Consider the following 24,087-nt stretch of genomic DNA (forward strand, 5'->3'; position numbering starts at 1 on the left):
CGATGACCGTGCAGTTCAAGCCCGCCGAAACCTTCCGCGACACCTTCACTTACAAGAAGTCGCCGGAAGACATTCTGCGCTTTCCCTTTCCGTTCCCCGAAGATGAATACATGTATTCGGTCAACATCGAGCCTCATGTGAAGGGAGGTGCCACCCCCGCCTTCCAGGCGGTGTTCGACATCGATGAGCATTATGTGGGCGAGTGCCGGGAGCGCGAGCGGGTGCTCAAGGAGGACCCCAAGCGCTGTCAGGTGCTGCCCCATATGATGGCGGCGCAATGGGATACGCTGGAGCTCATCATGGAGAGCCTGGCGGCGGACTATCCCGCGCATTTCACCCTGTCCAAGGCGGGGGACGTGTGGACCTGGGTCAACCGTCCTCTCGGCCTGCACCAGACCTTCACCTTCGGTAAGCCGGAAACGCTGCCCTGCGCGCCGTTTGAATACATCACCCGTCAGGTGCAGGGCGACTTCACGCTGCAGGATCAGCGCGAGGACAATCTGTTCGTCGACGGTGGCATGGTGACCACCCAGGCGGACTGGTCGCTGGAATTCAACATCGGCATGAGCTTCCATGAATGGCATGGGCCGGTGCCCGGGGTGGCGCATGACCGGGGGGTGTTCGACCGCGCCCTGAAGTATCTGCTGCGGCTGCAGTATGGCCAGCCGGTGCGCCGCCTCAACTGGACCATGACCATCAACCCGCGGCTCGACACCTCGCCGGAGAACTACCCGGTGTGGGGTCCGGACCGCACCACGGTGACCGCCGACAACGTGGCAGAAAAGGTTCATCTGCGGGTGGAGCTGCAGACCCTGTTCCGGCTGCCGCGCTCCAACGCCATCCTGTTCGGCATCCGCTGCTATCTCACCTCGGTGAGCGATATCGCCCGGGTGCCGAAATGGCGGCGGCGCCTGCACCGGGTGCTGCGGGACCTCCATCCGGACCTGGCGGAATACAAGGGAATGACCCGCTACCGGCCGCTGGTGGTCGCGCACCTGGCGGCACTGGACGATGGCGCCCCCACCTCCAGCGGCATCGCCCCCGATACGGACCGGCTGGACGGCTGAGGCACCCATAGGGACCCGGGAGCTGAAACGAAAAAAAACGGCGGCCGTCATGGCCGCCGTCTTCATGTGGGGTGGGGGACGCTCCCGGATGCGCCCGCAGGCTCAGACGCCGGCCTGGGAGACGAACTTGGGGTTCAGATAGGCCTCGATGGCCTCCGAACCGCCCTCGGAGCCATAGCCGGAATCCTTGATGCCGCCGAACGGCACCTCCGGCAGGGCCAGGCCCAGGTGGTTGATCGTCATCATGCCGGCTTCCACCGCATTGGCCACCGCATTGGCGGTCTTGGCGGAGCGGGTGTAGGCGTAGGAGGCAAGGCCGTAGGGCAGGCGGTTGGCCTCGGTGACGGCCTCGTCGAAGTCGGAGAAGGGCAGCATCATGGCGAGCGGGCCGAACGGCTCCTCGTTCATCATGCGCATTTCGCGGGTCACGCCGGTGACCACGGTGGGCTCGAAGAAATAGCCCTTGTTGCCGATGCGGGCGCCGCCGGTGGCCACCGTCGCGCCCTGCTGGCGGGCATCGGCGATGAGCGCCTCCATGGCTGGGATGCGGCGGGCGTTGGCGAGCGGGCCCATGGTGGTGTCGGCATCGAGGCCGTTGCCCACCTTCACCTGCTTGGCCACCGCCACGAAGGCGTCCACGAACTCCTCATACACCTTCTCCTGCACCAGGTAGCGGGTGGGGGAGACGCAGACCTGACCGGCATTGCGGAACTTGGCGGTGGCGATCTGCTTGGCGGCGGCCTTCACGTCGGCATCCTCGAACACGATCACCGGCGAATGGCCGCCGAGTTCCATGGTCGCCCGCTTCATGTGGGCGCCGGCCAGCGCCGCCAGCTGCTTGCCCACCGGGGTGGAGCCGGTGAAGGTGATCTTGCGGATCACCGGGTGCGGAATGAGGTATTCGCTGATTTCCGCCGGCACGCCGTAGACGAGGCCGATCACGCCCTTGGGCACGCCGGCATCGACAAAGGCGCGGATCAGCTCGGCCGGGGAGGCCGGGGTCTCCTCGGGCGCCTTGACGATGATGGAGCAGCCGGCGGCCAGCGCGCCGCACAGCTTGCGCACCACCTGGTTGATGGGGAAGTTCCAGGGGGTGAAGGCGGCCACCGGGCCCACGGGCTCCTTGATGACCAGCTGGTAGATGCCCGGCGCGCGGGCCGGCACCACGCGGCCATAGGCCCGGCGGCCTTCCTCGGCGAACCAGTCGATGATGTCGGCGGCGGCCAGGGTCTCCATGCGCGCCTCGGGAAGCGGCTTGCCCTGCTCCAGGGTCATCAGCCGGGCGATGGTGTCGGCGCGCTCACGCAGGATGTCGGCGGCCTTGCGCATGAGCTTGGAGCGCTCATAAGCGGAGATGTTGCGCCACACGGCGAAGCCGCGGGTGGTGGCCTCCAGCGCCGCGTCAAGGTCGTTGATGGAGGCGTGGGCGACGGTGCCGATCTCTTCCTCGGTGGCCGGGTTCAGCACCGGAATGCGGCGGGACCCTTCGGCATCACGCCACACGCCATCGATATGGAGCTGAACGTCGGGATAGGTGACGGCTGTCATGAGGGGCTCCTCGGAAGGTCTTGGATTCTGTGCGGCGGCGTCGGGGCGGCGCAGCTGGCGCTGACCTATAGCGGCTCCGGCGGGTGGGATGAAGGGCTCGAAGCCCATCCTTCCAAGGCATGAAAAGGGGAGCCGACCCGCCATCCATGCGATGGGGGTATGGCTGGGACCCTAGCCGTCGATCACGCCCGTGGCGCATCGGGTGGTGTGACGCAAGGGTAGCTTCAGCCGCGTGAGCGCCGGGGCTTGTGAGGGGCCGGTGGAAGGCGCACCCTGCACGAAATCCAAGCGCCGGCCGAGGGGCCGCAGTGTGGCCGCGCGGGCGGCGCCGCGACACGAGGGCGCGGACGCGCGGGAAGACAGGCCTTGGTGCCGCCCGCGAACAGTCGCAGTATACGCGCGAATACGACGTGCCGCGGATGCGGTCGCGGCATGCGGATACGACGGCAAAAGACCATGGACGAGCCTTCCGACAGCAACCTTTCCCGCGCGGAGTTCGCGTATCAGCGGATCCGCGAGGCCATCCGCTCGGGCGAGTTCCAGCCGGGCCAGCGGCTGCGCGAGGCCGACCTCGCCGAGCATTTCCGGGTGAGCCGGACCCCCATTCGCGAAGCGATCCGGCGCATCACCGCCGACGGCCTCCTGGAGCTGGTGCCGGGGCGGGGCCTCGCCGTGTCCCAGTTCAGCATGCAGCAGGTGCGGGAAATCTATTTTCTGCGCGCGGTGCTGGAGGGCGCCGCCGCATCCAGCGCGGCTCAATATGCCTCGCCGTCCGAGATCAAGGCCATGGGTGATCTGCTGGATCAGAGCGCCGAGGTGCTGGACGACCCGGCCGAGACCGGCCGTTTCAACCGCCTGTTCCACCAGGCCATCTACGAGGCGGCGCGCAACCGCTACCTGTCGCAGGCCCTGGCCCAGCTCTCCGATGCCCTGACCCTGCTGCCGGGCACCACCTTCGAGGCGGAGGGCCGCTCGCCGGCGGCGCTGGAGGAGCACCGGGGCATTCTGGACGCCATCGTCGCCCATGCGCCGGAGCGGGCGGAGGAGGCCGCGCGCGCCCACATCCGCCGCGCCAGCGAGACCCGTATGGACATGATGTTCCGCACCGCGTGAGATTCCCGCTCCGCGCTGCCGCGCCGATCGCAAACGAAGAAGGCCGCCCCGGCTCAGCCAGGGCGGCCTTCTTGTGAGACGCAGATGCCTCAGGCGTTGGCGGAGCGCAGCTTGTCGAGGCTCCAGGCGCCGCCGCCCGCAACGGCGAAATACAGGAACAGGAAGCTGTAGAGGGCCGCCAGCTCACCGCCGTTCAGCAGCGGGAAGAAGTTCTGCGGCGCGTGCATCATGAAATAGGCCACCGCCATCTGGCCGGACAGGATGAAGGCCACCGGTCGCGTGAACAGGCCCAGTGCCAGCAGCACGCCGCCGACGATCTCGATGATGCCGGCGAGGCCGAACAGCGAGCCGATGGTCACGCCGTCGAACATGGCCACATGGGGAAAGCCGAACAGCTTGGCCGTGCCGTGGGAGAGGAACAGCAGCGCCGCCACGATGCGCAGCACCGACAGAAGGCGGGGGCTCCAGGTTTCAAAGAAGTCGTTGGAAAGCATAGTCTTGGTCCTTGTCTCGGCGAGAGGGCCTGCCCGCTCACGCCCTGCTCGCCGTCAGGGTGAGGGGAAGTGGATGGGCCGTGCGGCGGGCGCTCAGCCGAACTGGAAGCCCGAATAGGCCTTGCCGAAGATATGGTCGTGGAAGACCCGGTGTCCGGCATCGGTTCCCGCCGCCCCGGCGGCCACGAACAGCGGCACCAGATGTTCGCTGCGCGGATGGCTCATGAGGGCGCCCGGGGCTGACGCCCAGGCGGCGAGCGCCGCGTCGCGGCGGGCGGGCTCCTCCTCCACAGCCGTGGTCAGCCAGCTGTCGAACGCCTCGGCCGCATCGCTCACCCGCCGATCGGGGGTGAAGAAGGCGCGCAGATTGTGGAAGCTCATGCCGCTGCCGACGATCAGCACCCCTTCATCCCGCAGCGGCGCCAGCGCCCGACCGAGGGCGAGATGGGCCTTCGGATCGAGACTGTGGGCCAGGGAGAGCTGCACCAGCGGCACATCGGCCTGCGGATAGATCAGCATGAAGGGTACGAACACGCCGTGGTCGTAGCCGCGGGTGGTTTCCTCACCGGTGGCGATACCGGCCCCTTCCAGCACCTGCCTCACCCGCGCCGCCAACTCCGGCGCGCCCGGCGCCGGGTAGCTCAGCCGGTAGGTGTCGGCGGGAAAGCCATAATAGTCGAACAGCATCCCGGGATGGGTGCCGACATTGACCGTCGGCTTGGTTTCCTCCCAGTGTCCGGAGATCACCAGCACCGCCTTGGGCCGGCCGCCGAGGGCGCCGTCGAGGCCACGCAGATAGGCCTCCAACCCGTCCCAGCGCGCCGCCGGATCGGGCGACTTGGCCATGAACGGCCAGGGGCCGCCGCCGTGGGCGATGAACAGGGTGGGCCACCGGCGCGCGGTGGTTGAGGAGGATGTGGACATGGTGTGTCCCTTTCTCGTGACGCGGCCTATGGGGCCGCTGTCGTGAGGGGAATATGGGACTGGCCTTTCCCGGAAAAAACTGGGAAAGTTTAGACCATCATGATCTGAAATTTAGATGGTCTCATGGATGGCCTGACCCTCGACCAGATCCAGGTGTTTCTCGCGGTGGTGGACACCGGCAGCTTCTCGGCCGCCGCCCGGGCGCTGAACCGGGCCCAGTCGGCGGTCACCTATGCGGTCCGGCGCCTGGAGGACCAGACCGGCGCGGCGCTGTTCGACCGGGCCGAATACCGGCCGGCGCTCACCGAGGCGGGGCGGGCATTGCTGCCGCGGGCGCGGCGGATCGCCGAGGCGGTGGGCGCCTTCCGCATGGAGGCCCGTGGCATCGCCGGTGGGCTCGAGGCGGAGCTGACCCTGGTGGTGGATGCCATGTTTCCCATGACGGTGCTGCTGGAGGCGCTGAAAGGCTTCCGCGCCCATTTCCCCACGGTGCAGACCCGGCTTTACGTGGAAATCCTCTCCGCCAGCGCGCAACTGGTCATGGACGGGGTCTGTAACCTCGGCATCGTGGTGGCGGCGCCGCGCGACGTGGAGAGCCTGGCGCGGATGCCGCTGCTGGACGTGGAGCTGGCGCTGGTGGCCGCGCCTTCCCATCCGCTGGCGCAGCGCCTGGGCGCCATCCCGGCCGAGGTGTTGCGGGATCACGTGCAGTTGGTGCTGACCGAGCGTTCGGGGCCCGGCGGCGCGCGCGACCAGGGGGTGCACGCCACTCAGACGTGGCGCATCGCCGACCTGGGCGCCAAGCACGCCATGCTGCGGGCGGGGCTGGGCTATGGCAGCATGCCGCTGCACCTGGTGGCTGCGGATCTCGCCGATGGAACCTTGGTGCGGCTCACGCCGCAGGATTGGGACGGGCGCGCCACCGCGGTGAGCCTGCCCATGTGCGTGGTGCGCCGGGTGCGCGATGCGTTGGGGCCGGCCACGCAGTGGATGGGGGAGCATCTGGTGAGCGTGTCCCGCGCCGTGGGCGCGGGCTGAGCTCAGTCGGAGATCATTTTGGCTTCCACCAAATCGATCTCGCGCACCAGCTTGCGCACCATCTCGTCGGACAACAGGTTGGAGCGCCCGCGGCGATAGAATTCCACCCGCTCGGCCCTGAGAGCCGCCAGGCGCAGGTCCTGCTCGATCTTCTCGGCGGTGCGGAAGCGGTCGCCGTCCGCCCCGGTGCGGGAATGGCCGTCGATGCGCTGGCGGTAGAGGTCCATGACCCGGGCGCCGACCTCGGTGTACAGGTCGGCATCGGGACGGCCTTCGCCCAGCTCGTGCTGGGCCTGCTCGATGGCCTTGATGGCGGCCTGGGCGGCGGCCACCCGGGCCCGGTCCTCGGCCTTCTGGTGGGTGGGTTCCGCGGGCAGCTGCAGCCCCTTCAACAGGATCGGCAGGCCGATGGAGGCCGCCACCAGCGAGACGATGATGACGCCGGCGGCGAGGAAGATGGCGAGGTCGCGGGCGGGGAAGAACGAGCCGTCGTTCATGAAGATGGGCAAGGTGAGCACGCCGGCAAGGGTGATGGCGCCGCGCACGCCGGCCAGCGCCGTCACCGCCACCAGCCGCCAGCTGGGCCGCTCCATGGGCATGCCCCGCTGGGCGGCGCGGTAGAGCGTGAAGCGCAGCGAGACCCAGGCCCAGATGAAGCGCAGGGCCGCCAGGGCAACGTTGATGGCCACCACATACACCACCAGCCAGATGGGCTCGTGATGGCCCGCCTCGCGCACCACCCGGGCGGCGCCGGCGATAATGGAGGGCAGTTGCTCACCCAGCAGCACGAAGATGACGCCATTGGCGGCGAACTGCACCATGTCCCACACGGCGCTGCGCTGGACCCGGGTGATGGCGAGCGCCTGGCCGCTCTGCTCCACATAGCTCATGGTGATGCCGGCGGAGACGGCGGCGAGAATGCCAGAGCAGTGCAGGTGCTCCGCCAGGAGATACGCGGCGAACGGGATCAGCAGGCTGATGAGGATCTGGGCGCCGGTCTCCTCGCCGAGACGCCGCGAGATCCAGTTCTTGGTCATGGTCACGCCAAGGGTGACCGCCGCGCCGATGGCGATGCCGCCGGCGGCGAGCCACAGGAAGGTGCCGGCCGCCTCGAACAGGGAAAACGCGCCGGTGAGCGCCGCCGCCACCGCGAACCGCATGCACACGAGGCCGGATGCATCGTTGAGCAGGGATTCCCCTTCCAGGATGTGCATGAGCCGCTTGGGGATGGGCACGCGGGCGGCGATGGCGGACACGGCGATGGGGTCGGTGGGCGAGAGGATGGCGGCGAGCGCGAACGCCACCGCCAGCGGCATGGCGGGGATCATCCAATGGATGAACAGCCCGACGCCCAGCACCGTGAACACCACCAGGCCGAATGCCAGCTCGATGATGGCGCCCTTGTCCTTCAGCAGGCCTTCCTTGGGGATGCGCCAGCCGTCCAGGAACAGCAGCGGCGGCAGGAACAGCAGGAAGAAGATGTCGGGCTGCAGCTCCACCCCGAGGTCGGCGACCGCCGCCACCGCGAACCCGAGGGCGATCTGCACCAGGGGCAGGGGCACCGGAATGGGCAGCGCGCGGGTGAGCGAGCCGGAGATGACGACACCAAGCAGCAGGATCAGGATGGTGGTGATGAGGGTCATGGGCGGAGCAGGCCGGCATCAGGGGCGCGCGCAGGCCGATGGGGCGCTGCGCACGATGAATCGGGTGGTGGTATCTGTGAATAGCATCCGCGCTTCAATCCTCGCTATCCCGGCGCGCGGGGGGCGGCCGCGACATGGCGCGCCCCTTCTGCGGCGGTGAGCAGGCACCCGCTTCCCGGCCATTTCGTGGCGCCTGTCAGGGCTCGGTGGGCAGGGGGCGGTACTGCTCGCGGATGCTGGCCACGAAGGCGCGGCAGGCATCGGTGGCGCCATCGGCGCGCCAGGCGAGGGCCACCTCGTGGGCGGCGGTGGCCTCGTCCAGTTCCACATAGGCAACATCCGCGAAATGGCTGGTGCTGAGGGAGCGCGGCACGATGGAGACGCCCATGCCCTGGCTCACCAGCGCCACCACCGTGAACCAGTGCTGGATGTGGTAGTTGAGGTGCGGCTCCACATGGGCCGCCCGCAGCAGGCCGACGATCCGATCATGGTAGTGGGCGGCGAAGTCGCGGGCGAACACCAGGATCTTCTCGCCTGCCAGTTCCCGGAGCGAGAGCCGGCTGCGGCCGGCGAGCCGGTGACGTAAGGGCAGGCAGCACACCAGCCGCTCCACCTCCAGGGACAGGGTCGCCACCGTGTCGGGAAACGGCGTCGCGTGCACGAAGCCCACGTCGACCTTGTGATTGAGGATCTGCTCGATCTGCCGGGTGGAGTTCATCTCCTGCAGGTGCAGCTCCACCTGCGGAAAGCGATCCTGGAACCCCTTCAGCAGCACCGGCAGGCGGCGGTAGAGCATGGAGGGCACGAACGCCACGGTCAGCTTGCCCACGGTGCCCCGCGCGGTCTGGCCGGCGACCTCCTGGGCCGCCTGCAACTGGCCGAGGATGCGCGCGGCGTGGCTGGCGAACACCGCCCCGGCCGGGGTGAGGCGCACCGACTTGCTGGTGCGCTCGATGAGCTGGAAGCCCAGATGCTCCTCCAGCTGCTTGAGGCTGGCGCTCAGGGGCGGCTGGGAGATGTGGAGGGCACGGGCAGCGCGCCCGAAATGGAGCTGCTCGGACAGCACCAGGAAGTGCTGCAACTGCCGAAAGGTGATGGCCATCGGCTCCATCCATAGCTATTTCGCTATCACAGAATACAAACTCAATATTGGATTTCAAATCGCAAGGCGCTGATCCTCCCCCCAATGCACCACGACCGAGACACTCGGCGGACAGGGAGGACGACATGGCCGCTGCGGTTCACCGCAACATCCCCGACAGTGCCGGCATGAATGTGTTTCATGCGGATCCCGGTTTTCTCGATCTGCTGCGGGTCTATCTCGCCCCCGAGATGCTGGAGCGGGTGCTGCCGCGCCTGGAGCGCATGGGCGCGCTGGTGGGCGACCGGCTGGAGCAGCTGGCGCTGACCGCCGACAAGAACCCGCCCAGCCTCGTCATTCGCGCCCGCAATGGGGTCGCCGACGAGCGCGTGGTGAAGCATCCGGCCTATGCGGAGCTGGAGCAGGTGGCCTTCGGCGATTTCGGCCTGGCCGCCATGTCCCATCGCCCGGGAGTGTTCGGGGTGCCGGACAAGCTGCCGCCGCTGGTGAAATATGCGCTGGTCTATCTGTTCGTGCAGGCGGAGTTCGGCCTGTGCTGCCCCCTCAGCATGACGGATTCCCTGACCCGCACCCTGGTGAAGTTTGGCGCGCCGGAGCTGGTGTCGCGCTATTTCGAGGCGCTGACCAGTCAAGATCTGGAAACCCTGGCCCAGGGCTCCATGTTCATGACCGAGCAGGTGGCCGGCTCCGACGTGGGGGCCATCGAGTGCACCGCGCGGCTCGAGGACGGGGTGTGGCGCCTCTATGGCGACAAGTGGTTCTGCTCCAATCCCGATGCCGCGCTCGGCATGGTGCTGGCGCGTCCCGAGGGGGCGGGAGCCGGCACCCGCGGGCTGTCCCTGTTCCTGCTGCCCCGCCATCTCCCGGACGGGCGGCGCAACGCCTATCGGATCCTGCGGCTGAAGGACAAGCTCGGCACCCGTTCCATGGCCTCTGGCGAGATCATGCTGGAGGGGGCGGAAGCCTATCTGGTGGGCGAGCCCAATTCCGGCTTCAAGCAGATGACCGACATGATCAACATGTCGCGCCTCGCCAATGGCGTGCGGTCGGCGGGCCTGATGCGCCGCTCGGTGAACGAGGCGCTGTTCGTTGCCCGCAACCGCACCGCCTTCGGCGCGCGCCTTTCGGACCTGCCGCTGATGCGGCGCCAATTGGCCAAGATGCAGGTCACCGCCGAGCAGGGTCGCTCCATGGTGTTCCACACCGCCCGGGTGCTGGAGGCGGCCGACGCGGGCGATGCCCGCATGGCCAAGGTGCTGCGCATCCTCACGCCGCTGATCAAGTTCCGCACCTGCCGCGATGCCCGCAAGGTGGCGGGGGATGCCATGGAGGTGCGCGGGGGCTGCGGCTATATCGAGGAATGGTCCGATGCCCGGGTGCTGCGCGATGCCCATCTCGGGTCCATCTGGGAGGGCACCAGCAATATCGTCGCCCTCGACGTGGCCCGCGCCACCCGCCGCGAAGGCGCCCTGGAGGCGCTCTCCGGCTATCTTGATGAATTGCAGCGGGAGATCGGTCCCCAGCGTCTGCCGGACGGCCTTGCCGACCGGGTGAAGGCGGCGGTGGATTTGCTGCATGCGGTCGCCCACGACAAGAGCCGTGAGGCGCAGGTGCGGGAGGCGGCGACCGCTGTCTACAACGCCACCTCGGCCACGGTGCTGAGCTGGGAAAACGCTCGCATTGAGGCCCAGACCAACGCCCGGTCCGGCCTGCGCCAGGCCATCGCCGGCGCGGTGCTGCGGCACAAGCTGATGCCGAGCGATCCGCTGCGGCGCGTCGCGGACGAGGCCGCCGAGATCGAGCTCCTGATCGGCGACGCCCAATCCCTCGCGCGGGAGGCGGCGGAATGAGTGCCCACGCCCCGATCGAGGCGCTGGAAAACGCCGCTGCGCCCGCCACCGGCGCCCTTGCCGGCCTGAAGGTGGTGGATCTGAGCCGTGTGCTCGGTGGCCCCTTCGCCACCCAGATGCTCGGCGACCATGGCGCCGACATCATCAAGATCGAGCCGCCGGGCGGCGACGAGACGCGGGAATGGGGCCCGCCCTTTCTCGATGGCACCGCCTCCTATTTCCTTGGGGTCAACCGCAACAAGCGCTCCATGGCCCTCGATCTCACCCAGCCGGCCGGCCGCGCGGTACTGCTGCGGCTGCTGGAGGGGGCCGATGTGCTGGTGGAGAATTTCAAGACCGGAACCCTGGAGAAATGGGGGCTGGGCTATGAGGAGGTTCTGGCCGCGCGCTTTCCCCGCCTCATCCACTGCCGGGTGAGTGGCTTCGGCGCCGATGGTCCGCTCGGCGGGCTGCCGGGCTACGACGCGGTTCTGCAGGCCATGGGCGGCATCATGAGCGTCAATGGCGTGGCCGGTGGCGAGCCCACCCGCGTCGGCCTGCCGGTGGTGGACATGGTGACGGGGCTCAACGCCGCCCTCGGCATTCTCCTCGCCCTGCAGAACCGGGCGCAGACGGGGCGCGGCCAATCGGTGGAGGCGACCTTGTTCGACTCCGCCCTGTCGCTGCTCCATCCCCATGCGGCGAACTATTTCCTCTCCGGCCGGCTGCCGCAGCGCACCGGCAACGACCATCCCAATATTGCGCCCTATTCCACCTATGCCACCGGCACCCGCCCCATCTATCTCGCCGTGGGCAACGACCGGCAGTTCCGCAAGCTGTGCGCCACCATCGGCGCGCCTGACCTCGCGACGGATCCGCGCTTTCTCACCAATGGCGCGCGGGTGGAGAACCGGGCGGCGCTGAAGGGCGCGCTGGAAGCCGCGCTGGCGGCGTTCGACGGGGAAGAACTCGCCACCCGCCTCATCGCGGCCGGCGTGCCCGCCGGCGCCATTCTCGATGTGGCCGAGGCCCTGGCCCATCCCCATACGGCCCATCGGCGCATGGTGGTGGAAATGGGGGCGTATCGCGGTCTCGCGGCGCCGATCCGGCTCAGCCGCTCGGCGGCGAGTTATCGCCGTCCGCCGCCGGGTTTCGGTGCGCAGACGGCGGAGATCCTGGCCGAGGCCGGGATCGAGGCGAAAGAAGCGGAAGAACTGACGCAACACGGTGTGGTGCCGCGCCAACGGACCCACCAGAACTGATCACGCCAATTCAGATCAGATGTCGGGAGGACATGATGAAGCATTTCAATGTCAGGGCGCTTGCCCTGTCGATCGGGCTTGCCGTGAGCGCGGGTGCGGCCGGCGCAGCGGAGCCGAAGCTGCCGTCGAGCATGGTGTGGGCCACCTATGACGTGGGCTCCAGCGGCTTCGTGGAAGCGTCCGCCATCGCCGATGCCTTCGGCAAGGCCTATGGCACGCGGGTGCGGCTGATGCCCTCGGGCACCTCCATCGCCCGCCTGCTGCCGCTCAAGACCGGCCGCGCGCAATATGGGTGGCTGGCCGACGAGCTCTATTTCGCCACCGAAGGCACCTATGATTTTGCCGCCGCCGATTGGGGCCCGCAGGATCTGCGGGTGCTGGCGGGGCGCCCGTCCACCTTCGGCCTCGCCACCGCTGCCGACAGCGGCATCAAGAGCGTCGCCGACGTGCGTGGCAAACGGGTGCCGCGCATCAAGGCCAACCCGTCCATCAACATCAAGGTAGAGGCCATGCTGGCCTTCGGCGGGCTGACCTGGGACGACGTGCATGTGGTGGAGGTGCCGTCCTATGGCGCGGCGCTGCAGGCGCTGGTGAACGGCCAGGCCGACGTGGCCGGCACCACGCCCACCGCGGCGGCGCTCTACGAGCTGGAGTCCCAGCGGGGCATCGCCTGGGTGCCGTTGCCGAAGGACAATGCGGCGGGCTGGAAGGCGATCACCTCGGTGGCCGACTTCTTCGCGCCCGTGACGGCCACCGCCGGCGCCGGCCTGTCGCCGGAGAAGCCGGCGGAGCTGTTCGCCGTGCGCTACCCGATGATCTCCGTCTATGCCAACGCTTCGGACGAGGACGTCTATGAGTTCCTCAAGGCCCTGGACAAGACCTATGGCCTTTATTCCGGCGCCACCAATGCCATGCCCGGGTGGCGCCTCGCCGATGCCGGCACCGCGCCGTCGGACGCGCCGTTCCATTCCGGCGCCATCCGCTATCTGAAGGAGATCGGCGTGTGGACGGACCGGGACGAGGCCTGGAACACGGCCCGCCTGGCCCGGCTCGAAGCGGTGCGCGCCGCCTGGAGCACCGCGCGCACCCTGGCCGCCGAGAAGAAGGTTGCCGATGCCGATTGGCCCGCCTTCTGGGACACCTATCGCAAGCAGCATCTGAACTGAGCTTTGCGGTCCGGCCCGTGCCGCGCGCGGCACGGGTGTGTCCAGGAGGAACCCCCATGTCCGATCCATCCCAGAATGGGCAGGTCCGTGCCGCCGCGGCCGAGGTCACGCCGGCCCCACGGGTCCGCGGTGCCGTCAAGGCGGCGCTACTGCTGCTTGGCGGCGCCGGCCTCGCCATCATCACGGCGCAGAGCTTCAATCTTGAAATCGCCGGCGTGCTGCCGTTGCTCGCCAACCGGTATTATTACGTCCTCGTGAGCCTGTTCCTGGCGGCGGCCTTCCTGCTGCAGCCGGCCCGGGGCAGCGATGGCGACGTGACGCCGTTCGACTGGGGTTGCGCGGTCCTCGCTTTGCTCACCGGTGGCTATCTGGCGTTCGAGGCGGAAACCATCATCACCAGCGGCTGGGAGGTGGTGGCCCCGCCGTTCGCCGTGGCGGTGTGCGCCATCGTGGTGCTGCTGGCGCTGGAGGCGGTGCGCCGCACCGGCGGCCTGGTGCTGCTCGCCATCTGCGTGGTGTTCGCGGCCTATCCCCTGTTCGCCGGCTCCATGCCCGGCTTTCTGTGGGGCACGCAGCTCAACCTGTCCGAAACGCTGGCCGCCCATGTGATGGGCGCGGAGAGCGTCATCGGCATGCCGTTGCGGGTGGTGGCCGATGCCCTGGTGGGCTTCATCATCTTCGGCTCGGTGCTCAGCGTCATGGGCGGCGGGCAGTTCTTCATGGATCTGTCCATGGCCCTCATGGGCCGCAGCCGCGGCGGACCGGCCAAGGTGGCAGTGCTCTCCTCCGCTTTGTTCGGCTCGCTGTCGGGCAGCGTCATCTCCAACGTGCTCACCACCGGGCGCTTGACCATTCCGGCCATGAAGCGGGCCGGCTATCCCCCCACCTATGCCGCGGCGATGGAAGCCTGCGCCTCCACCGGGGGTACTTTGATGCCGCCGGTGATGGGGGCGGTGGCCTTCATCATGGCCTCGTTCCTCGACACCTCCTACACCACCATCGTGGTGGCGGCGGTTGTGCCCTCGCTGCTCTATTACCTGGCGCTGTTCATCCAGGCCGATGTGTTCGCCGCACGCACCGGCATCCGCGGGGTGGGGCGCGACCAGCTGCCGAGGCTGTTGGCCACGGTGCGGGGCGGCTGGCACCATCTGGTGTCGCTGGTGGTGCTGGTGGTGCTCCTGTTCGTCGCCAGCCCCGATCGCGCCGCCTATTACGCCACGGCGATCATGCTGGTGCTGGGCATGGTGGCCACCCGCCGCGTGCTGCCGCTGCGCACCGTGCGCGAGCTGCTGCTCGATGTGACCGGCAACATCGCCTATCTGGTGGCGACCCTGTGCGGCATCGGCCTGATCGTCGGGTCGCTGGCCATGACCGGGGTGGGCAGCGCCTTCTCTCGCGAGCTGGTGCTCTATGGCGGCAACAACGTGCTGCTGCTGCTGTTGCTCGGCGCGCTCACCAGCTTCGTGCTGGGCATGGGGATGACGGTTAGCGCCTGCTACATCTTCCTCGCCACGGTGCTGGCCCCGGCGCTGGTGGGGCTCGGGCTCAACCCCTTGGGTGCGCACCTGTTCGTGCTCTATTGGGGCATGCTCTCCTACATCACGCCGCCGGTGGCCCTGGCCTCCATCGCCGCCGCGCAGATCGCCGGGGCGCGCGGGCTGGAGACGGGGTTCGCCTCCATGCGGCTGGGGCTGGTGCTGTTCATCCTGCCCTTCATGTTCGTCTACAATCCGGGCCTGCTGCTGCAGGGGGATGTCTTCAACATTGTCGTCTCGGTAGGCACCGCGGTGGTGGCGACCGTGCTCCTGTGCTGCGCGGTGGAAGGCTACATCTACCGGGTGGGCACCATCGGCACGCTGGAGCGTGGCGCGGTGCTGGTGGGCGCGGTGCTGCTGATGGTGCCGATCCGGCAGACCGAGCTCGCTGGCGCGCTGGTGCTGGTGCTGACGGCGGTGGGCATGGCGCTGATGCGGCGCCGGGCCGGTCGCGTCGGCTCCGAGCTGGGCTAGGCGGCGGTCACGGATGATCGTCGCGATCCGGTTCGGGGGACGGTCGGCGGCGATCCGGAGTCCCGGCACGATAGCCGATCGTGCCGGGACAACGTCTTTTGCCGCCTCAGCGGACGACGGAGCGGGCCTGCAATTGGGCCAGTTGTTCGGGCGATTGGCCCAGCTCCTCGCCGAGGATGGCGGCGGTGTCACCGGCCAGCGGCGGCGGCATGCGGCGCACCGGCATGCGCTGTCCATCCATGCGGTAGGGCGGCGCCAGCACATAGCGCGGCTGTCCGGTATCGGCGGTGCCGCTGACCACCATGCCGGCGGCCTCGGCCCGCGCCGAGGTGAGCGCCTCCAGCAGCCCCAGCACCTCGCCGCCGGGAATGCCGGCGGCCTTCAGCGCCGCCAGCAGATCGGTGCGGCGATGCTTCAGAAGCTCCGCTTCCAGGATCGGCAGCAGTGCCGCCCGGTTGCGCGAGCGTTCCAGATTGGTGGCGAAGCGCGGGTCCGCCGGCAGGTCCGGACGATCGAGAATGACCTCGCAGAAGCGCTTGAACTGGGCATTGTTGCCCACCGTCAGCACCAGTGGGCCATCGCCGGCCTGGAACACGCCATAGGGCACGATGGAGGGATGGGCATTGCCATAGCGCGGCGGATCCTGCCGCTGGGCCAGAGCCTCCAGGCCGTAATAGCTGGTGAGGGTGAGCCCGCAGTCAAAAAGCGCCAGCTCGATCTGGCGGCCGCGCCCGGTGCGCTCGCGCTGGTAGAGGGCCGCCAGCACCGCCTGGGCCGCATATTGGCCGGTGAAGAGATCGACCGCGGCGACGCCGAATTTGAGCGGCGGCTGGCTGGCCTCGCCATTGAGCGCCATCAGCCCCGCCTCGCCCTGAACGACCAGGTCGTATCCGGGCCGCGTCGCCTCTGGGCCATCGGAGCCGTAGCCGGCGATGGAGCAATAGATGAGGCGGGGGTTCACGGCGCAGAGATCAGCATAGCCGAGGCCCAGCTTGTCGGCGCCTCCGGTCTTGAAATTCTGCACCACCACGTCGGCCTCGCGCGCCATCGCCTTCACCAGGGCGACCCCTTCGGCGGTGGCGAGATCGATGCCGATGGAACGCTTGTTGCGATTGACGCTGTCGAAATAGGAGGTGTTGCTGGTGCCGGTTCTCAGGCCCCAATCGCGGGTGTCGTCGCCGCGGCCGGGGTGCTCCACCTTGATCACGTCGGCGCCGAGATCGCCCAGCACCATGGCGCACCAGGGGCCGGCGAGGATGCGCGACAGGTCGAGCACGCGCACGCCCGCCAATGGCAGGTCGGCATCCGGGGTGGAGGGGGTGTGGGTCATCAACGGCAACTCCAACGGGCGCTACAAGGGGCGCTTCAACGCGCGCTACAAGGGGCGCTTCAGGGGCGGCGGGCTTCAGGCCCCCATTACGCCGTCCAGGCGGCGCACCATCTCGATCAGGCGCGGGCGCACCTCGTCGAGCAGGAACTGGGGGGGAGAGATGACGGTGGGCGCACCGCAATTGATGGCCATGGGCGGCAGGCCACCGCCGGGCCGGAAGCCCACGGCGATGGCGCTGACGCTTTCCTGCCAGTCGCCGAACGAGCAGCACACCCCGAGCCTCGCATAATCGTCCATGGCCTTGTGGAGGCTGTCGCGCACCTGCGGCCAGGCCAACGGATCGAGCATGCGCAGCTCCTCGAACAGCGGCGCCCGTTCCGCCTCGTTCAGCACGGCGATGAACGCGCGGCCGATGGACGAGCGGGCGATGGACATGCGCACGCCCACATCGATATTGAGGGAGATGGCGGCCGGGCCCCGCAGCGATTCCACATAGCGCATGGACAGCCGGTCCCGCACCGCCAGCCCCACGGTGGCGCTGGAGAAATTGGCGAGGTCCCGCATCGCCGGACGGGCGATCTGGCGCACATCGAGGCCACCCAGGGCCACCGTGCTCAGCGCCACCAATTGGGTGCCGAGCCGATATTTGCCCACCTCCTCTACGAAGTGCAGGTAGCCCATCTTGGTCAGCGTGTAGGTGAGGCGCGAGACCGTGGAGCGCGGCAGCTTGCAGCGCTCGGCAATCTCGTGATTGGCCAGGAAGGTCTCGCCGCGCTTGAAGCAGGCAAGCACCTCCAGGCCGCGGGCCAGGGCGGTGATGAAGTGACGGTCGTCCTTGCCGTCGCTGTCGGCCTCAATGTCGGCCGGTGTTTCATTCCGGGTCATGGCGAAAACCTCAGTGTCGCCGCGTGCCGGGGCGTGCCGGGCGGCGCGGGGCCGCTGCTCGGGCTCCATTATCGTGGATTCGGCGCGCTGGCCCCACTCATGGCTGTTTCTTGAAGAACGCCGCGAATGCCGCCTGGGCGGCCGGGCCGCGCCGCAGGGCATGGAAGCTCTCCGCCTCCAGGTGCAGCGCCTGCGTCACCGGGGCGGCCGTCGCCGCCCGCAGCAGGCGCTTGGTGGCGATGAGCGATTCCGCCGGCAGCACCGCCAGGGCGCGCGCTTTCTCCAAGGCGAGATCGAGCGCTCCGCCTTCGGCGGTGACGGCATTGACGATGCCGGCCTCGCGGGCGGTCTCGGCGCCGAACAGCTCGCCCAGCAGCAGCAGCTCGGCTGCCTTCTTGGTGCCCGCCACCCGCGGCAGCAGATAGCTCGAGGCGCCTTCCGGGCACAGGCCGAGATTGACGAACGGCAGCCGGAAGCGGGCGCCGCCACCGGCATAGGCGAGATCGCAATGCAGTAGCATGGTGGTGCCGATGCCCACCGCGAAGCCTTCGACCGCCGCGATGACGGGCTTGGGGAAGGTGGAGAGCACGCCGAGATAGGTGAGCCCGGCGCTGGGCTCGCCAGTGTCCGAGGTGTCCTGGAAATCAGCAAGGTCATTGCCCGCGGTGAAGCAGCCCTTGGCGCCGGTGAGCACTACCGCGCCCACGTCGTCGTCGTCCGCCGCCGCGCTCAGCGCCGCGCCAAGGGCGCCATAGGTCGCGCGATCGAGCGCGTTGCGCCGCTCGGGGCGGGAGATGGTGAGCTGGCGTACGCGCGGGTGCGGATCGCTGATGACGAGGCTCGGGGCCATGGGCGTCTCCTGTGGTTTCCGGCGACGTCTGCCGCGTCGCCTGGAGTTTGGGTGCTGGGGATAAGTGTTTCAGGTCGCGTAGGCTGCGGCCGTGGTGGCAAGGCGCTGGCGGGCCTGCGCATATTCGTCCACCAGGCGGGCGACCATATTCGCCACCGGCGGCGCGTCGGATATGGTGCCCACCCCCTGGCCGGCCCCCCACACGTCGCGCCAGGCCTTCACCCGGCCCGAGCCGAAATTCATGGCGCTCTTGTCCCCATGGGGCAAGGCCTCGGGGTCGAGGCCGGCGGCGACCACCGAGGGCTTCAGGTAGTTCCCCGGAACGCCGGTGAAGAAGGGGGAGTAGAGGATGTCGGAGGCCGCCGAGCCGGCGATCATCTCCTTGTAGGCGGGCACCGCGCGGGATTCGGCGGTGGCGATAAAGCGGGTGCCCATATAAGCGAGGTCGGCCCCCAGCGCCTGGGCCGCCAGGATGCCGTCGCCGGTGGTGATGGCGCCGGCCAGAGCGATGGGGCCGTCATAGAAGCGCCGCACCTCGCTGAGCAGGGCGAACGGGCTGAGGGTGCCGGCATGGCCGCCGGCGCCCGCGCACACCAGGATGAGGCCATCCACCCCCGCTTCCAGCGCCTTTTCCGCATGGCGCACGGTGGTCACGTCATGGAACACCACGCCGCCATAGGAATGGGCCTGGCGCACCACCTCGCCGGGGGCGCGCAGGGAGGTGATGATCAGCGGCACCTCATGGGCGACGCAGGTCTCCATGTCCTGGGCCAGCCGGTCGTTGGAGGCATGGACGATCTGGTTGACCGCGAACGGCGCGATGCGCCGGGTGGGGTCCAGGGCGCGGGCGGCGGCAAGTTCCGTCTTAATGCGCCGGAGCCAGTCGGCGAGCGTCTCCGGGGCGCGGGCATTGAGGGCGGGAAAGGCGCCGACCACGCCGGCCAGGCACTCGGCGATCACCAGCTCCGGACCGGAGAGGATGAACATGGGCGAGGCGATGACCGGCAGGGACAGGGAGCCGCGCAGCGCCGGCGGCAGGCGGCTTTCCGCGTCGCTCACTGGGCCTGTCCCTCCCGCGCGAAATAGAGGTCGTGGAGGCGGTCGATGTCGACGCCGGCGGCGGGCTCCGACATTACCACCTTGCCCGAGCGCATCAGGTGGAGATCATCGGCCACCGACAAGGCCATGCGGGTGTTCTGCTCGATGAGGATGATGGTGGTGCCCTCACCCTTCAGCTTGCGGATGATGTCGAACACCTCGTTGACGATCACCGGGGCGAGGCCCAGGGAGGGCTCGTCGATGAGCAGGATGCGGGGTTTCGCCATCAGCCCGCGGCCCATGGCCACCATCTGCGCCTCGCCGCCGGAGAGCGAGCCAGCCAGTTGGTGGCGGCGCTCCTTGAGGCGGGGGAAGAAAGTGTACATGCGCTCCAGATTGGTGGCGAGGTCGGCCCGGCAGCGCTCCGGATAGGCGCCCAGATAGAGGTTTTCCTCCACCGACATGTCGCGGAACACCAGCCGGCCTTCCGGCACCATGACGATGCCCTGCGCGGCGAGATCCCAGGTCTTGCCCTTGAGTGGCTGGCCGCCCAGGAGGATCTCGCCCTGATAGGGCAGGAGGCCCGTAAGCGTCCGCAGCAGCGTGGTTTTTCCGGCGCCGTTGGGGCCGACGATGGCGGTCAGCGCACCTTCGCGGAAGGTGAGGTTCACATCCCACAGCACGGTGATGGCGCCATAGCCGGAGGTGAGGTTGCGGGTCTCAAGCATGGGCGGTCCCCGTGTAGCTTTCCATCACCGCCGGATTGGCGAACACCTCGGCCGGTGTGCCGTCGGCGATGAGCTGGCCGAAGTTCAGCACCACGGCGCGGGTGCACAGTTCCGAGATCGTCTCGATGTCGTGCTCGACGATCACGATGGTGAGCCCGAACAGGCGGTGCAACTCCCTGAGCTTCAACATGAATGTGCGCTTGGCGTTGCTCTCCAGGCCGGCCAGCACCTCGTCGAGGAGGAGCAGCTTGGGCTCGGTGGCGAGGGCCTTGGCGATCTCCAGCCGCTTCAGCTCCTGCAGGGCGAGGGCGGAGGCGGCATCCGCGTCGGCCTTGTGGGAGAGTTCCATCACCGCGAGGATCTCATCGATCCGCTTGGGGTCGTAGCGCCCGGCGCCAAATACTTGAGCCACCGTGAGATTTTCCCGCACCGAGAGATGGTGCATGGGCTGGGGGATCTGGAAGGTGCGGCCGATGCCCACCCGCGCCCGGCGATGGAGCGGTAGCCGGATGACGTTTTTGCCATCGAAGGTGATCTGGCCCCGGGCCTTCACCAGGCCCGAGATGGAGTTGAACAAGGTGGTCTTGCCGGCGCCATTGGGGCCGACGAGGCCGAGGATCTCGCCCTGAGGGATCTCGAAGGAGACGTCCGAGAGGGCGGTGAGGCCGCCGAAGCGGACGGTGACGGCGTCAAGCTTCAGCATGGTGCTTCTCCGAGCGGGGGAAGAGGCGGGCGACGAGGCCGGAGAGCCCGTTGGGGGCCACCAGCACCATCACTGCCAGCACGATGCCGAGCAGGATCTGGTGCCCCACCGGGATCAGGCTCTTGGCCACCACCTGGTCGAACAGATAGATCACCACCGCCCCGACGATGGGGCCGAGCACGGTGCGGTATCCGCCGAACACCGCGGCGATGATGGGCATGACGCTCCAGATGCCGGAGAAGGCATAATCGGGTTCGAGAAAGCCGATGATGTGGGCATTGAGGGCCCCGAACACGCCGGCGATGAAGGCGGAGAGCAGCAGCATCCAGGTCTTCAGCACGGTGGCGTTCACGCCCACCACCCGGGTGGCGTCCTCGCTCTCGGCGATGGCGCGCAGGGCGGTGCCCACATGGCTGCGGCGGATGACGACATAGACCAGCGCGAACAGCACCACGCAGGCCAGAACCAGCACATAGCTGCCGGCGCGCTCGGACAGGTCGAGGCCGAACACGGTGGGCAGGCCGGGGAAGCGCTGCAGGCCGGCGGCGCCGCCGGTGAGCCAGTCGAGCTCGGTGGCGAGAATGCGGAAGATCTGCGCATAGGCGAGGATGGCCAGGGCGAAATAGGGCCCGGACAATCGCAGCGCCGGCAGCATGGCGAGGGAGGAGAGGGTGGCGAACAGCCCGCCGATGGGAATGGCGAGCAGCACCGGCACGTTGAGCCGGGCCGCCAGCAAGGCGGAGGCATAGGCGCCGACGCCGAAGAAGGCGGCGTGACCGAACGAGACCATGCCGCCGAGATTGCCCAGCAGCGCCCACGACAAGGCAAGGCCGGCGAGGATCAGGGCGGAGATCAGAAGGCCCAGCATGTAGGGGCTGGCGCCCACCATGAGGGGCACCAGCGCGAGCACCAGGAGGCCGGCGCCGAGGGCGATGCCTCGGGCGGTGGAGGAACCGGCCGGGGAACCGGCGGCGGGATGGGATGCAGAGTGGCTCATGGCTCGCCTTTCAGCCGCGGCGGGCGCGCGCGCCGAACAGGCCGTTCGGCATGAAGAACAGAACGAGCAGGAACAGCACCATGCCGGCGAGTTCCTGCAGGGCGGAGCTGGCGAACGTGACGGTGAGCGCCTCGGTAAGGCCCAGCAGCACCGCGCCCAGGAACACCCCGGGGATGGAGCCGACGCCGGCCAGCACGGTGATGATGAAGGCCTTCACGGTGAGCGCATGGCCGGTGGCCGGCTGCACCACGCTCATGGTGTAGAGGGCGATGCCGGCGAACGATGCGAGGGCGCCGGCCACCAGGAACGACACGGTTTCGATGCGGGTGGGGTTGATGCCCATGAGCTGGGCGGCGCCGCGATTGGACGACACCGCGCGCACCGCGCGCCCGTACCAGCTGGACTTGAGCCACCACCACAGCACGCCCATGAGCACCAGCGCCAGGACGAAGGCGATCAGCTCGCCGCGCATGGCGTAGACGTCGCCGAACGACACCGCATCCTGCAGGAAGGCGGAGCTGGTGGTGCGCACATCGCTGGCGAACAGCAGCAGGATGGCATTGGTGAGAATGATGCCAATGGCGAAGGTGAGGATGAGGGAGTTGAGCTCCCGGTGGTCCTTGATGCGGTCCACCAGCAGGAACAGGATCCAGCTCGCCACGCCGACCACGATCAGCGCCAGGGGAATGGCGAAATAGGGGTCGAGCCCGGTGCGGGATTCCACCAGATAGGCCATGTAGGCGGCCAGCAGCACCAGTTCGCCATGGGCCAGGTTGATGATGCGCATAGCGCCGAAGGCGAGGGCGAGGCCGAGCGCCACCAGCGCATAGACGCCGCCGATCAGCACGCCGGAAAACAGCGCCTGCAGAACGAGTTCGGTCATGTCACCTCGACGGGAGCACAAGCTGTCGGGGAAGGGGGCGGGGCCGCGGGCACGGATGGGCCCGCGGCAGGGACGTCACCAGGGCAGGCCCGGGTAGACGATCTCGCCGGTGGCGGCGGACTTGGGCGACACCAGCACGATCTTGCCGTCGCGGTGCTGGCCCATGGAGAGGGAGAAGTTGGGGTTGTCGCCGGTCTGGTCGAACTGGATGCGGCCGAGCAGGCTGTCGCGGTCGGTCTTGCGCATCTCGTCCGACAGGCCGCCGCTTTCGAGGGTGCCGGCCTCGGCGGCGCGGAAGATGCCGTCGCACAGCACCATGGTTTCCACGAAGCTCAAGGTGGAGAGATACTCGATGTCCTTCTTGTACATCTCCTTGTAGAGCTTGGCGAAGGTCTGGCCTTCCTCGCTCTTCACCTCGACCGGGAACGGCAGGAACGAGGTGCCCACCACATTGCCCATGAGGTCGGGGAATTCGGTGTACATCTTGGGGGTCGCCAGCGACCAGGTGCCGACGATCAGCTTCACGTTGGGCTTCAGCACCTTGGCGGCGCGGATGATGCCCACATAGTCGTTCTCATAGGCCGACATCATGATGATGTCCGGCTTATCCTGCAGCTTGATCTTGTTGATGATCGGCTTGAAGTCGGTGATGGCGGGATCGAACTTGTGCACCGTCACCTTGATGCCGGCCGCCGTGAGGTCCTTGTCGAGGCCCGCCGCCAGCAGCGCCGGCGCCTCCTTGGTGGAGGCGATGATGGACACCGACTTCGGCTTCAGCTCGGTGAGAAGCGTGGCAATGCCCCGTTCGTAACCGGCATTGTTGTTGATGCGGAAGAAGGTCTTCAGCCCGCGGGCGGTCAGCTCGTCGCTGACCGCGCCGGCGGTGATGTAGGTCTTGCCCAGCTTGTCGGATGCATCGGAGGCGGGGCCGACGATGTTGGAGCCGTAGCCGCCGATGATGGCGACGGCGCCGCTCGAGGCCAGCTTCTCGACCGCGGAAACCGCCTTCGCCGGCGTGCTCTCGTCGTCGATGACCTCGACCTTCACCTTGTACTTGGGGGAGATGGCATTGCACATCTTCACCGCCACCTGCATGCCCTCGTCGAAGGCCTGCCCGGAGCGCGCCAGCGTGCCGGTGAGCGGCATGTGGGCCCCGATGGTGAAGGTTTTCGGGGCGTCCTCGGCGTGGGCGCCGGCGCTGCCCGCCGCCAGGGCGAGAGCGAACGTCGCGGACGCGAGTGTCTTGCGGACCATGAATTTCCTCCCAGAGCGTGTCCGACGCCGGGAGCCGGTGCCGTCCGGGGTTCCGGTGGCGGCCGCCTCCCTTGCTGCAGTGGAAGGCGAACGCGCACGGCCGGGGGCCGAGGTGTCCGCCTCCTGCGGTGATCCGGCGATGGGATGAGGGCCGGTGGCGATGCACCGGGTGACGGACCAAGCCGCCACTGAAGTTCCTCCCGATCGCGCAGGTGTCTCCCGCG

Annotated in this window: 21 protein-coding genes; 7 read left to right on the forward strand and 14 right to left on the reverse strand. The window is 68.4% G+C overall.

The window, feature by feature from the left end:
- Window positions 1–2: 2 nt before the first annotated feature.
- Window positions 3–1,067, forward strand: coding sequence for a heme-dependent oxidative N-demethylase family protein (locus tag ACU4E7_RS13410; protein WP_447019144.1), 1,065 nt, complete (start codon window positions 3–5; stop codon window positions 1,065–1,067).
- 102 nt (window positions 1,068–1,169) lie between these two features.
- Here the strand turns inward: ACU4E7_RS13410 and ACU4E7_RS13415 are convergent, their stop codons facing one another.
- Entirely contained in the window at window positions 1,170–2,615 is a 1,446-nt protein-coding gene (locus ACU4E7_RS13415; protein ID WP_447019145.1) for an NAD-dependent succinate-semialdehyde dehydrogenase, read from the reverse strand.
- Window positions 2,616–3,071: 456 nt separating this feature from the next.
- Here ACU4E7_RS13415 and ACU4E7_RS13420 point away from each other — a divergent pair, with 456 nt between their 5' ends.
- On the forward strand, window positions 3,072–3,728 hold the full coding sequence (locus ACU4E7_RS13420) for a GntR family transcriptional regulator (RefSeq protein ID WP_238121445.1): 657 nt from the start codon (window positions 3,072–3,074) through the stop codon (window positions 3,726–3,728).
- Window positions 3,729–3,817: 89 nt separating this feature from the next.
- Here the strand turns inward: ACU4E7_RS13420 and ACU4E7_RS13425 are convergent, their stop codons facing one another.
- Together ACU4E7_RS13425 and ACU4E7_RS13430 are read right to left on the reverse strand one after the other, a co-directional pair.
- Window positions 3,818–4,222, reverse strand: a complete 405-nt coding sequence (locus ACU4E7_RS13425) for a DoxX family protein (protein ID WP_447019146.1) — start codon at window positions 4,220–4,222, stop codon at window positions 3,818–3,820.
- 93 nt (window positions 4,223–4,315) lie between these two features.
- Complete coding sequence (locus ACU4E7_RS13430; RefSeq protein WP_447019147.1) at window positions 4,316–5,146, reverse strand: DODA-type extradiol aromatic ring-opening family dioxygenase; 831 nt, start codon at window positions 5,144–5,146, stop codon at window positions 4,316–4,318.
- Window positions 5,147–5,269: 123 nt separating this feature from the next.
- Between ACU4E7_RS13430 and ACU4E7_RS13435 the strand changes: the two genes are divergently transcribed.
- A complete protein-coding gene (locus ACU4E7_RS13435; protein ID WP_447019148.1) occupies window positions 5,270–6,184 on the forward strand; it encodes a LysR family transcriptional regulator in 915 nt (304 codons plus the stop codon).
- 2 nt (window positions 6,185–6,186) lie between these two features.
- Here ACU4E7_RS13435 and ACU4E7_RS13440 read toward each other — a convergent pair whose 3' ends face one another.
- Window positions 6,187–7,827 carry a Na+/H+ antiporter gene (locus ACU4E7_RS13440; RefSeq protein ID WP_238121451.1) on the reverse strand — a complete coding sequence of 547 codons (1,641 nt, stop codon included), beginning with the start codon at window positions 7,825–7,827 and terminating at the stop codon, window positions 6,187–6,189.
- 196 nt (window positions 7,828–8,023) lie between these two features.
- A complete protein-coding gene (locus ACU4E7_RS13445; protein WP_238121453.1) occupies window positions 8,024–8,929 on the reverse strand; it encodes a LysR family transcriptional regulator in 906 nt (301 codons plus the stop codon).
- Window positions 8,930–9,054: 125 nt separating this feature from the next.
- Between ACU4E7_RS13445 and ACU4E7_RS13450 the strand changes: the two genes are divergently transcribed.
- The 4 genes from ACU4E7_RS13450 to ACU4E7_RS13465 are packed head-to-tail and all read left to right on the forward strand — an operon-like array spanning window position 9,055 to window position 15,195.
- Complete coding sequence (locus ACU4E7_RS13450) at window positions 9,055–10,779, forward strand: acyl-CoA dehydrogenase family protein (RefSeq protein ID WP_447019149.1); 1,725 nt, start codon at window positions 9,055–9,057, stop codon at window positions 10,777–10,779.
- Window positions 10,776–12,020 (forward strand): CaiB/BaiF CoA transferase family protein, encoded by a 1,245-nt coding sequence (locus ACU4E7_RS13455; RefSeq protein ID WP_447019150.1) that lies wholly within the window; start codon window positions 10,776–10,778, stop codon window positions 12,018–12,020. Before ACU4E7_RS13450 ends, ACU4E7_RS13455 begins: the two co-directional genes overlap by 4 nt.
- 32 nt (window positions 12,021–12,052) lie before the next feature.
- On the forward strand, window positions 12,053–13,186 hold the full coding sequence (locus ACU4E7_RS13460; protein WP_238121458.1) for a TAXI family TRAP transporter solute-binding subunit: 1,134 nt from the start codon (window positions 12,053–12,055) through the stop codon (window positions 13,184–13,186).
- Window positions 13,187–13,242: 56 nt separating this feature from the next.
- Window positions 13,243–15,195, forward strand: a complete 1,953-nt coding sequence (locus ACU4E7_RS13465) for a TRAP transporter permease (RefSeq protein WP_447019151.1) — start codon at window positions 13,243–13,245, stop codon at window positions 15,193–15,195.
- Window positions 15,196–15,301: 106 nt separating this feature from the next.
- Here ACU4E7_RS13465 and ACU4E7_RS13470 read toward each other — a convergent pair whose 3' ends face one another.
- From ACU4E7_RS13470 to ACU4E7_RS13510, 9 genes are all read right to left on the reverse strand, one after another.
- Window positions 15,302–16,525 carry a CaiB/BaiF CoA transferase family protein gene (locus ACU4E7_RS13470; protein ID WP_447019152.1) on the reverse strand — a complete coding sequence of 408 codons (1,224 nt, stop codon included), beginning with the start codon at window positions 16,523–16,525 and terminating at the stop codon, window positions 15,302–15,304.
- 75 nt (window positions 16,526–16,600) lie between these two features.
- Window positions 16,601–17,410 carry an IclR family transcriptional regulator gene (locus tag ACU4E7_RS13475; protein WP_238121463.1) on the reverse strand — a complete coding sequence of 270 codons (810 nt, stop codon included), beginning with the start codon at window positions 17,408–17,410 and terminating at the stop codon, window positions 16,601–16,603.
- 97 nt (window positions 17,411–17,507) lie between these two features.
- Window positions 17,508–18,260 carry an enoyl-CoA hydratase-related protein gene (locus tag ACU4E7_RS13480; RefSeq protein WP_447019153.1) on the reverse strand — a complete coding sequence of 251 codons (753 nt, stop codon included), beginning with the start codon at window positions 18,258–18,260 and terminating at the stop codon, window positions 17,508–17,510.
- Window positions 18,261–18,329: 69 nt separating this feature from the next.
- Window positions 18,330–19,247 (reverse strand): NAD(P)H-dependent flavin oxidoreductase, encoded by a 918-nt coding sequence (locus ACU4E7_RS13485; protein WP_447021634.1) that lies wholly within the window; start codon window positions 19,245–19,247, stop codon window positions 18,330–18,332.
- Window positions 19,248–19,315: 68 nt separating this feature from the next.
- A complete protein-coding gene (locus ACU4E7_RS13490; RefSeq protein WP_238121467.1) occupies window positions 19,316–20,026 on the reverse strand; it encodes an ABC transporter ATP-binding protein in 711 nt (236 codons plus the stop codon).
- Complete coding sequence (locus ACU4E7_RS13495) at window positions 20,019–20,729, reverse strand: ABC transporter ATP-binding protein (protein WP_447019154.1); 711 nt, start codon at window positions 20,727–20,729, stop codon at window positions 20,019–20,021. The genes ACU4E7_RS13490 and ACU4E7_RS13495 overlap by 8 nt, the downstream gene beginning before the upstream one ends.
- Complete coding sequence (locus tag ACU4E7_RS13500; RefSeq protein ID WP_447019155.1) at window positions 20,716–21,726, reverse strand: branched-chain amino acid ABC transporter permease; 1,011 nt, start codon at window positions 21,724–21,726, stop codon at window positions 20,716–20,718. Before ACU4E7_RS13500 ends, ACU4E7_RS13495 begins: the two co-directional genes overlap by 14 nt.
- A gap of 10 nt (window positions 21,727–21,736) precedes the next feature.
- On the reverse strand, window positions 21,737–22,609 hold the full coding sequence (locus ACU4E7_RS13505) for a branched-chain amino acid ABC transporter permease (RefSeq protein WP_238121473.1): 873 nt from the start codon (window positions 22,607–22,609) through the stop codon (window positions 21,737–21,739).
- A gap of 75 nt (window positions 22,610–22,684) precedes the next feature.
- Window positions 22,685–23,863 (reverse strand): ABC transporter substrate-binding protein, encoded by a 1,179-nt coding sequence (locus ACU4E7_RS13510; RefSeq protein ID WP_447019156.1) that lies wholly within the window; start codon window positions 23,861–23,863, stop codon window positions 22,685–22,687.
- Between the last annotated feature and the right edge of the window lie 224 nt (window positions 23,864–24,087).

Source organism: Xanthobacter sp. ZOL 2024 (assembly GCF_052932325.1).

Bases quoted from the DNA above. Each gene is read 5' to 3' on its own strand.
- ACU4E7_RS13410 (WP_447019144.1), top strand. From the start codon at position 3: ATGACCGTGCAGTTCAAGCCCGCCGAAACCTTCCGCGACACCTTCACT.
- ACU4E7_RS13415 (WP_447019145.1), bottom strand. From the start codon at position 2,615: ATGACAGCCGTCACCTATCCCGACGTTCAGCTCCATATCGATGGCGTG.
- ACU4E7_RS13420 (WP_238121445.1), top strand. From the start codon at position 3,072: ATGGACGAGCCTTCCGACAGCAACCTTTCCCGCGCGGAGTTCGCGTAT.
- ACU4E7_RS13425 (WP_447019146.1), bottom strand. From the start codon at position 4,222: ATGCTTTCCAACGACTTCTTTGAAACCTGGAGCCCCCGCCTTCTGTCG.
- ACU4E7_RS13430 (WP_447019147.1), bottom strand. From the start codon at position 5,146: ATGTCCACATCCTCCTCAACCACCGCGCGCCGGTGGCCCACCCTGTTC.
- ACU4E7_RS13435 (WP_447019148.1), top strand. From the start codon at position 5,270: ATGGATGGCCTGACCCTCGACCAGATCCAGGTGTTTCTCGCGGTGGTG.
- ACU4E7_RS13440 (WP_238121451.1), bottom strand. From the start codon at position 7,827: ATGACCCTCATCACCACCATCCTGATCCTGCTGCTTGGTGTCGTCATC.
- ACU4E7_RS13445 (WP_238121453.1), bottom strand. From the start codon at position 8,929: ATGGCCATCACCTTTCGGCAGTTGCAGCACTTCCTGGTGCTGTCCGAG.
- ACU4E7_RS13450 (WP_447019149.1), top strand. From the start codon at position 9,055: ATGGCCGCTGCGGTTCACCGCAACATCCCCGACAGTGCCGGCATGAAT.
- ACU4E7_RS13455 (WP_447019150.1), top strand. From the start codon at position 10,776: ATGAGTGCCCACGCCCCGATCGAGGCGCTGGAAAACGCCGCTGCGCCC.
- ACU4E7_RS13460 (WP_238121458.1), top strand. From the start codon at position 12,053: ATGATGAAGCATTTCAATGTCAGGGCGCTTGCCCTGTCGATCGGGCTT.
- ACU4E7_RS13465 (WP_447019151.1), top strand. From the start codon at position 13,243: ATGTCCGATCCATCCCAGAATGGGCAGGTCCGTGCCGCCGCGGCCGAG.
- ACU4E7_RS13470 (WP_447019152.1), bottom strand. From the start codon at position 16,525: ATGACCCACACCCCCTCCACCCCGGATGCCGACCTGCCATTGGCGGGC.
- ACU4E7_RS13475 (WP_238121463.1), bottom strand. From the start codon at position 17,410: ATGACCCGGAATGAAACACCGGCCGACATTGAGGCCGACAGCGACGGC.
- ACU4E7_RS13480 (WP_447019153.1), bottom strand. From the start codon at position 18,260: ATGGCCCCGAGCCTCGTCATCAGCGATCCGCACCCGCGCGTACGCCAG.
- ACU4E7_RS13485 (WP_447021634.1), bottom strand. From the start codon at position 19,247: ATGTTCATCCTCTCCGGTCCGGAGCTGGTGATCGCCGAGTGCCTGGCC.
- ACU4E7_RS13490 (WP_238121467.1), bottom strand. From the start codon at position 20,026: ATGCTTGAGACCCGCAACCTCACCTCCGGCTATGGCGCCATCACCGTG.
- ACU4E7_RS13495 (WP_447019154.1), bottom strand. From the start codon at position 20,729: ATGCTGAAGCTTGACGCCGTCACCGTCCGCTTCGGCGGCCTCACCGCC.
- ACU4E7_RS13500 (WP_447019155.1), bottom strand. From the start codon at position 21,726: ATGAGCCACTCTGCATCCCATCCCGCCGCCGGTTCCCCGGCCGGTTCC.
- ACU4E7_RS13505 (WP_238121473.1), bottom strand. From the start codon at position 22,609: ATGACCGAACTCGTTCTGCAGGCGCTGTTTTCCGGCGTGCTGATCGGC.
- ACU4E7_RS13510 (WP_447019156.1), bottom strand. From the start codon at position 23,863: ATGGTCCGCAAGACACTCGCGTCCGCGACGTTCGCTCTCGCCCTGGCG.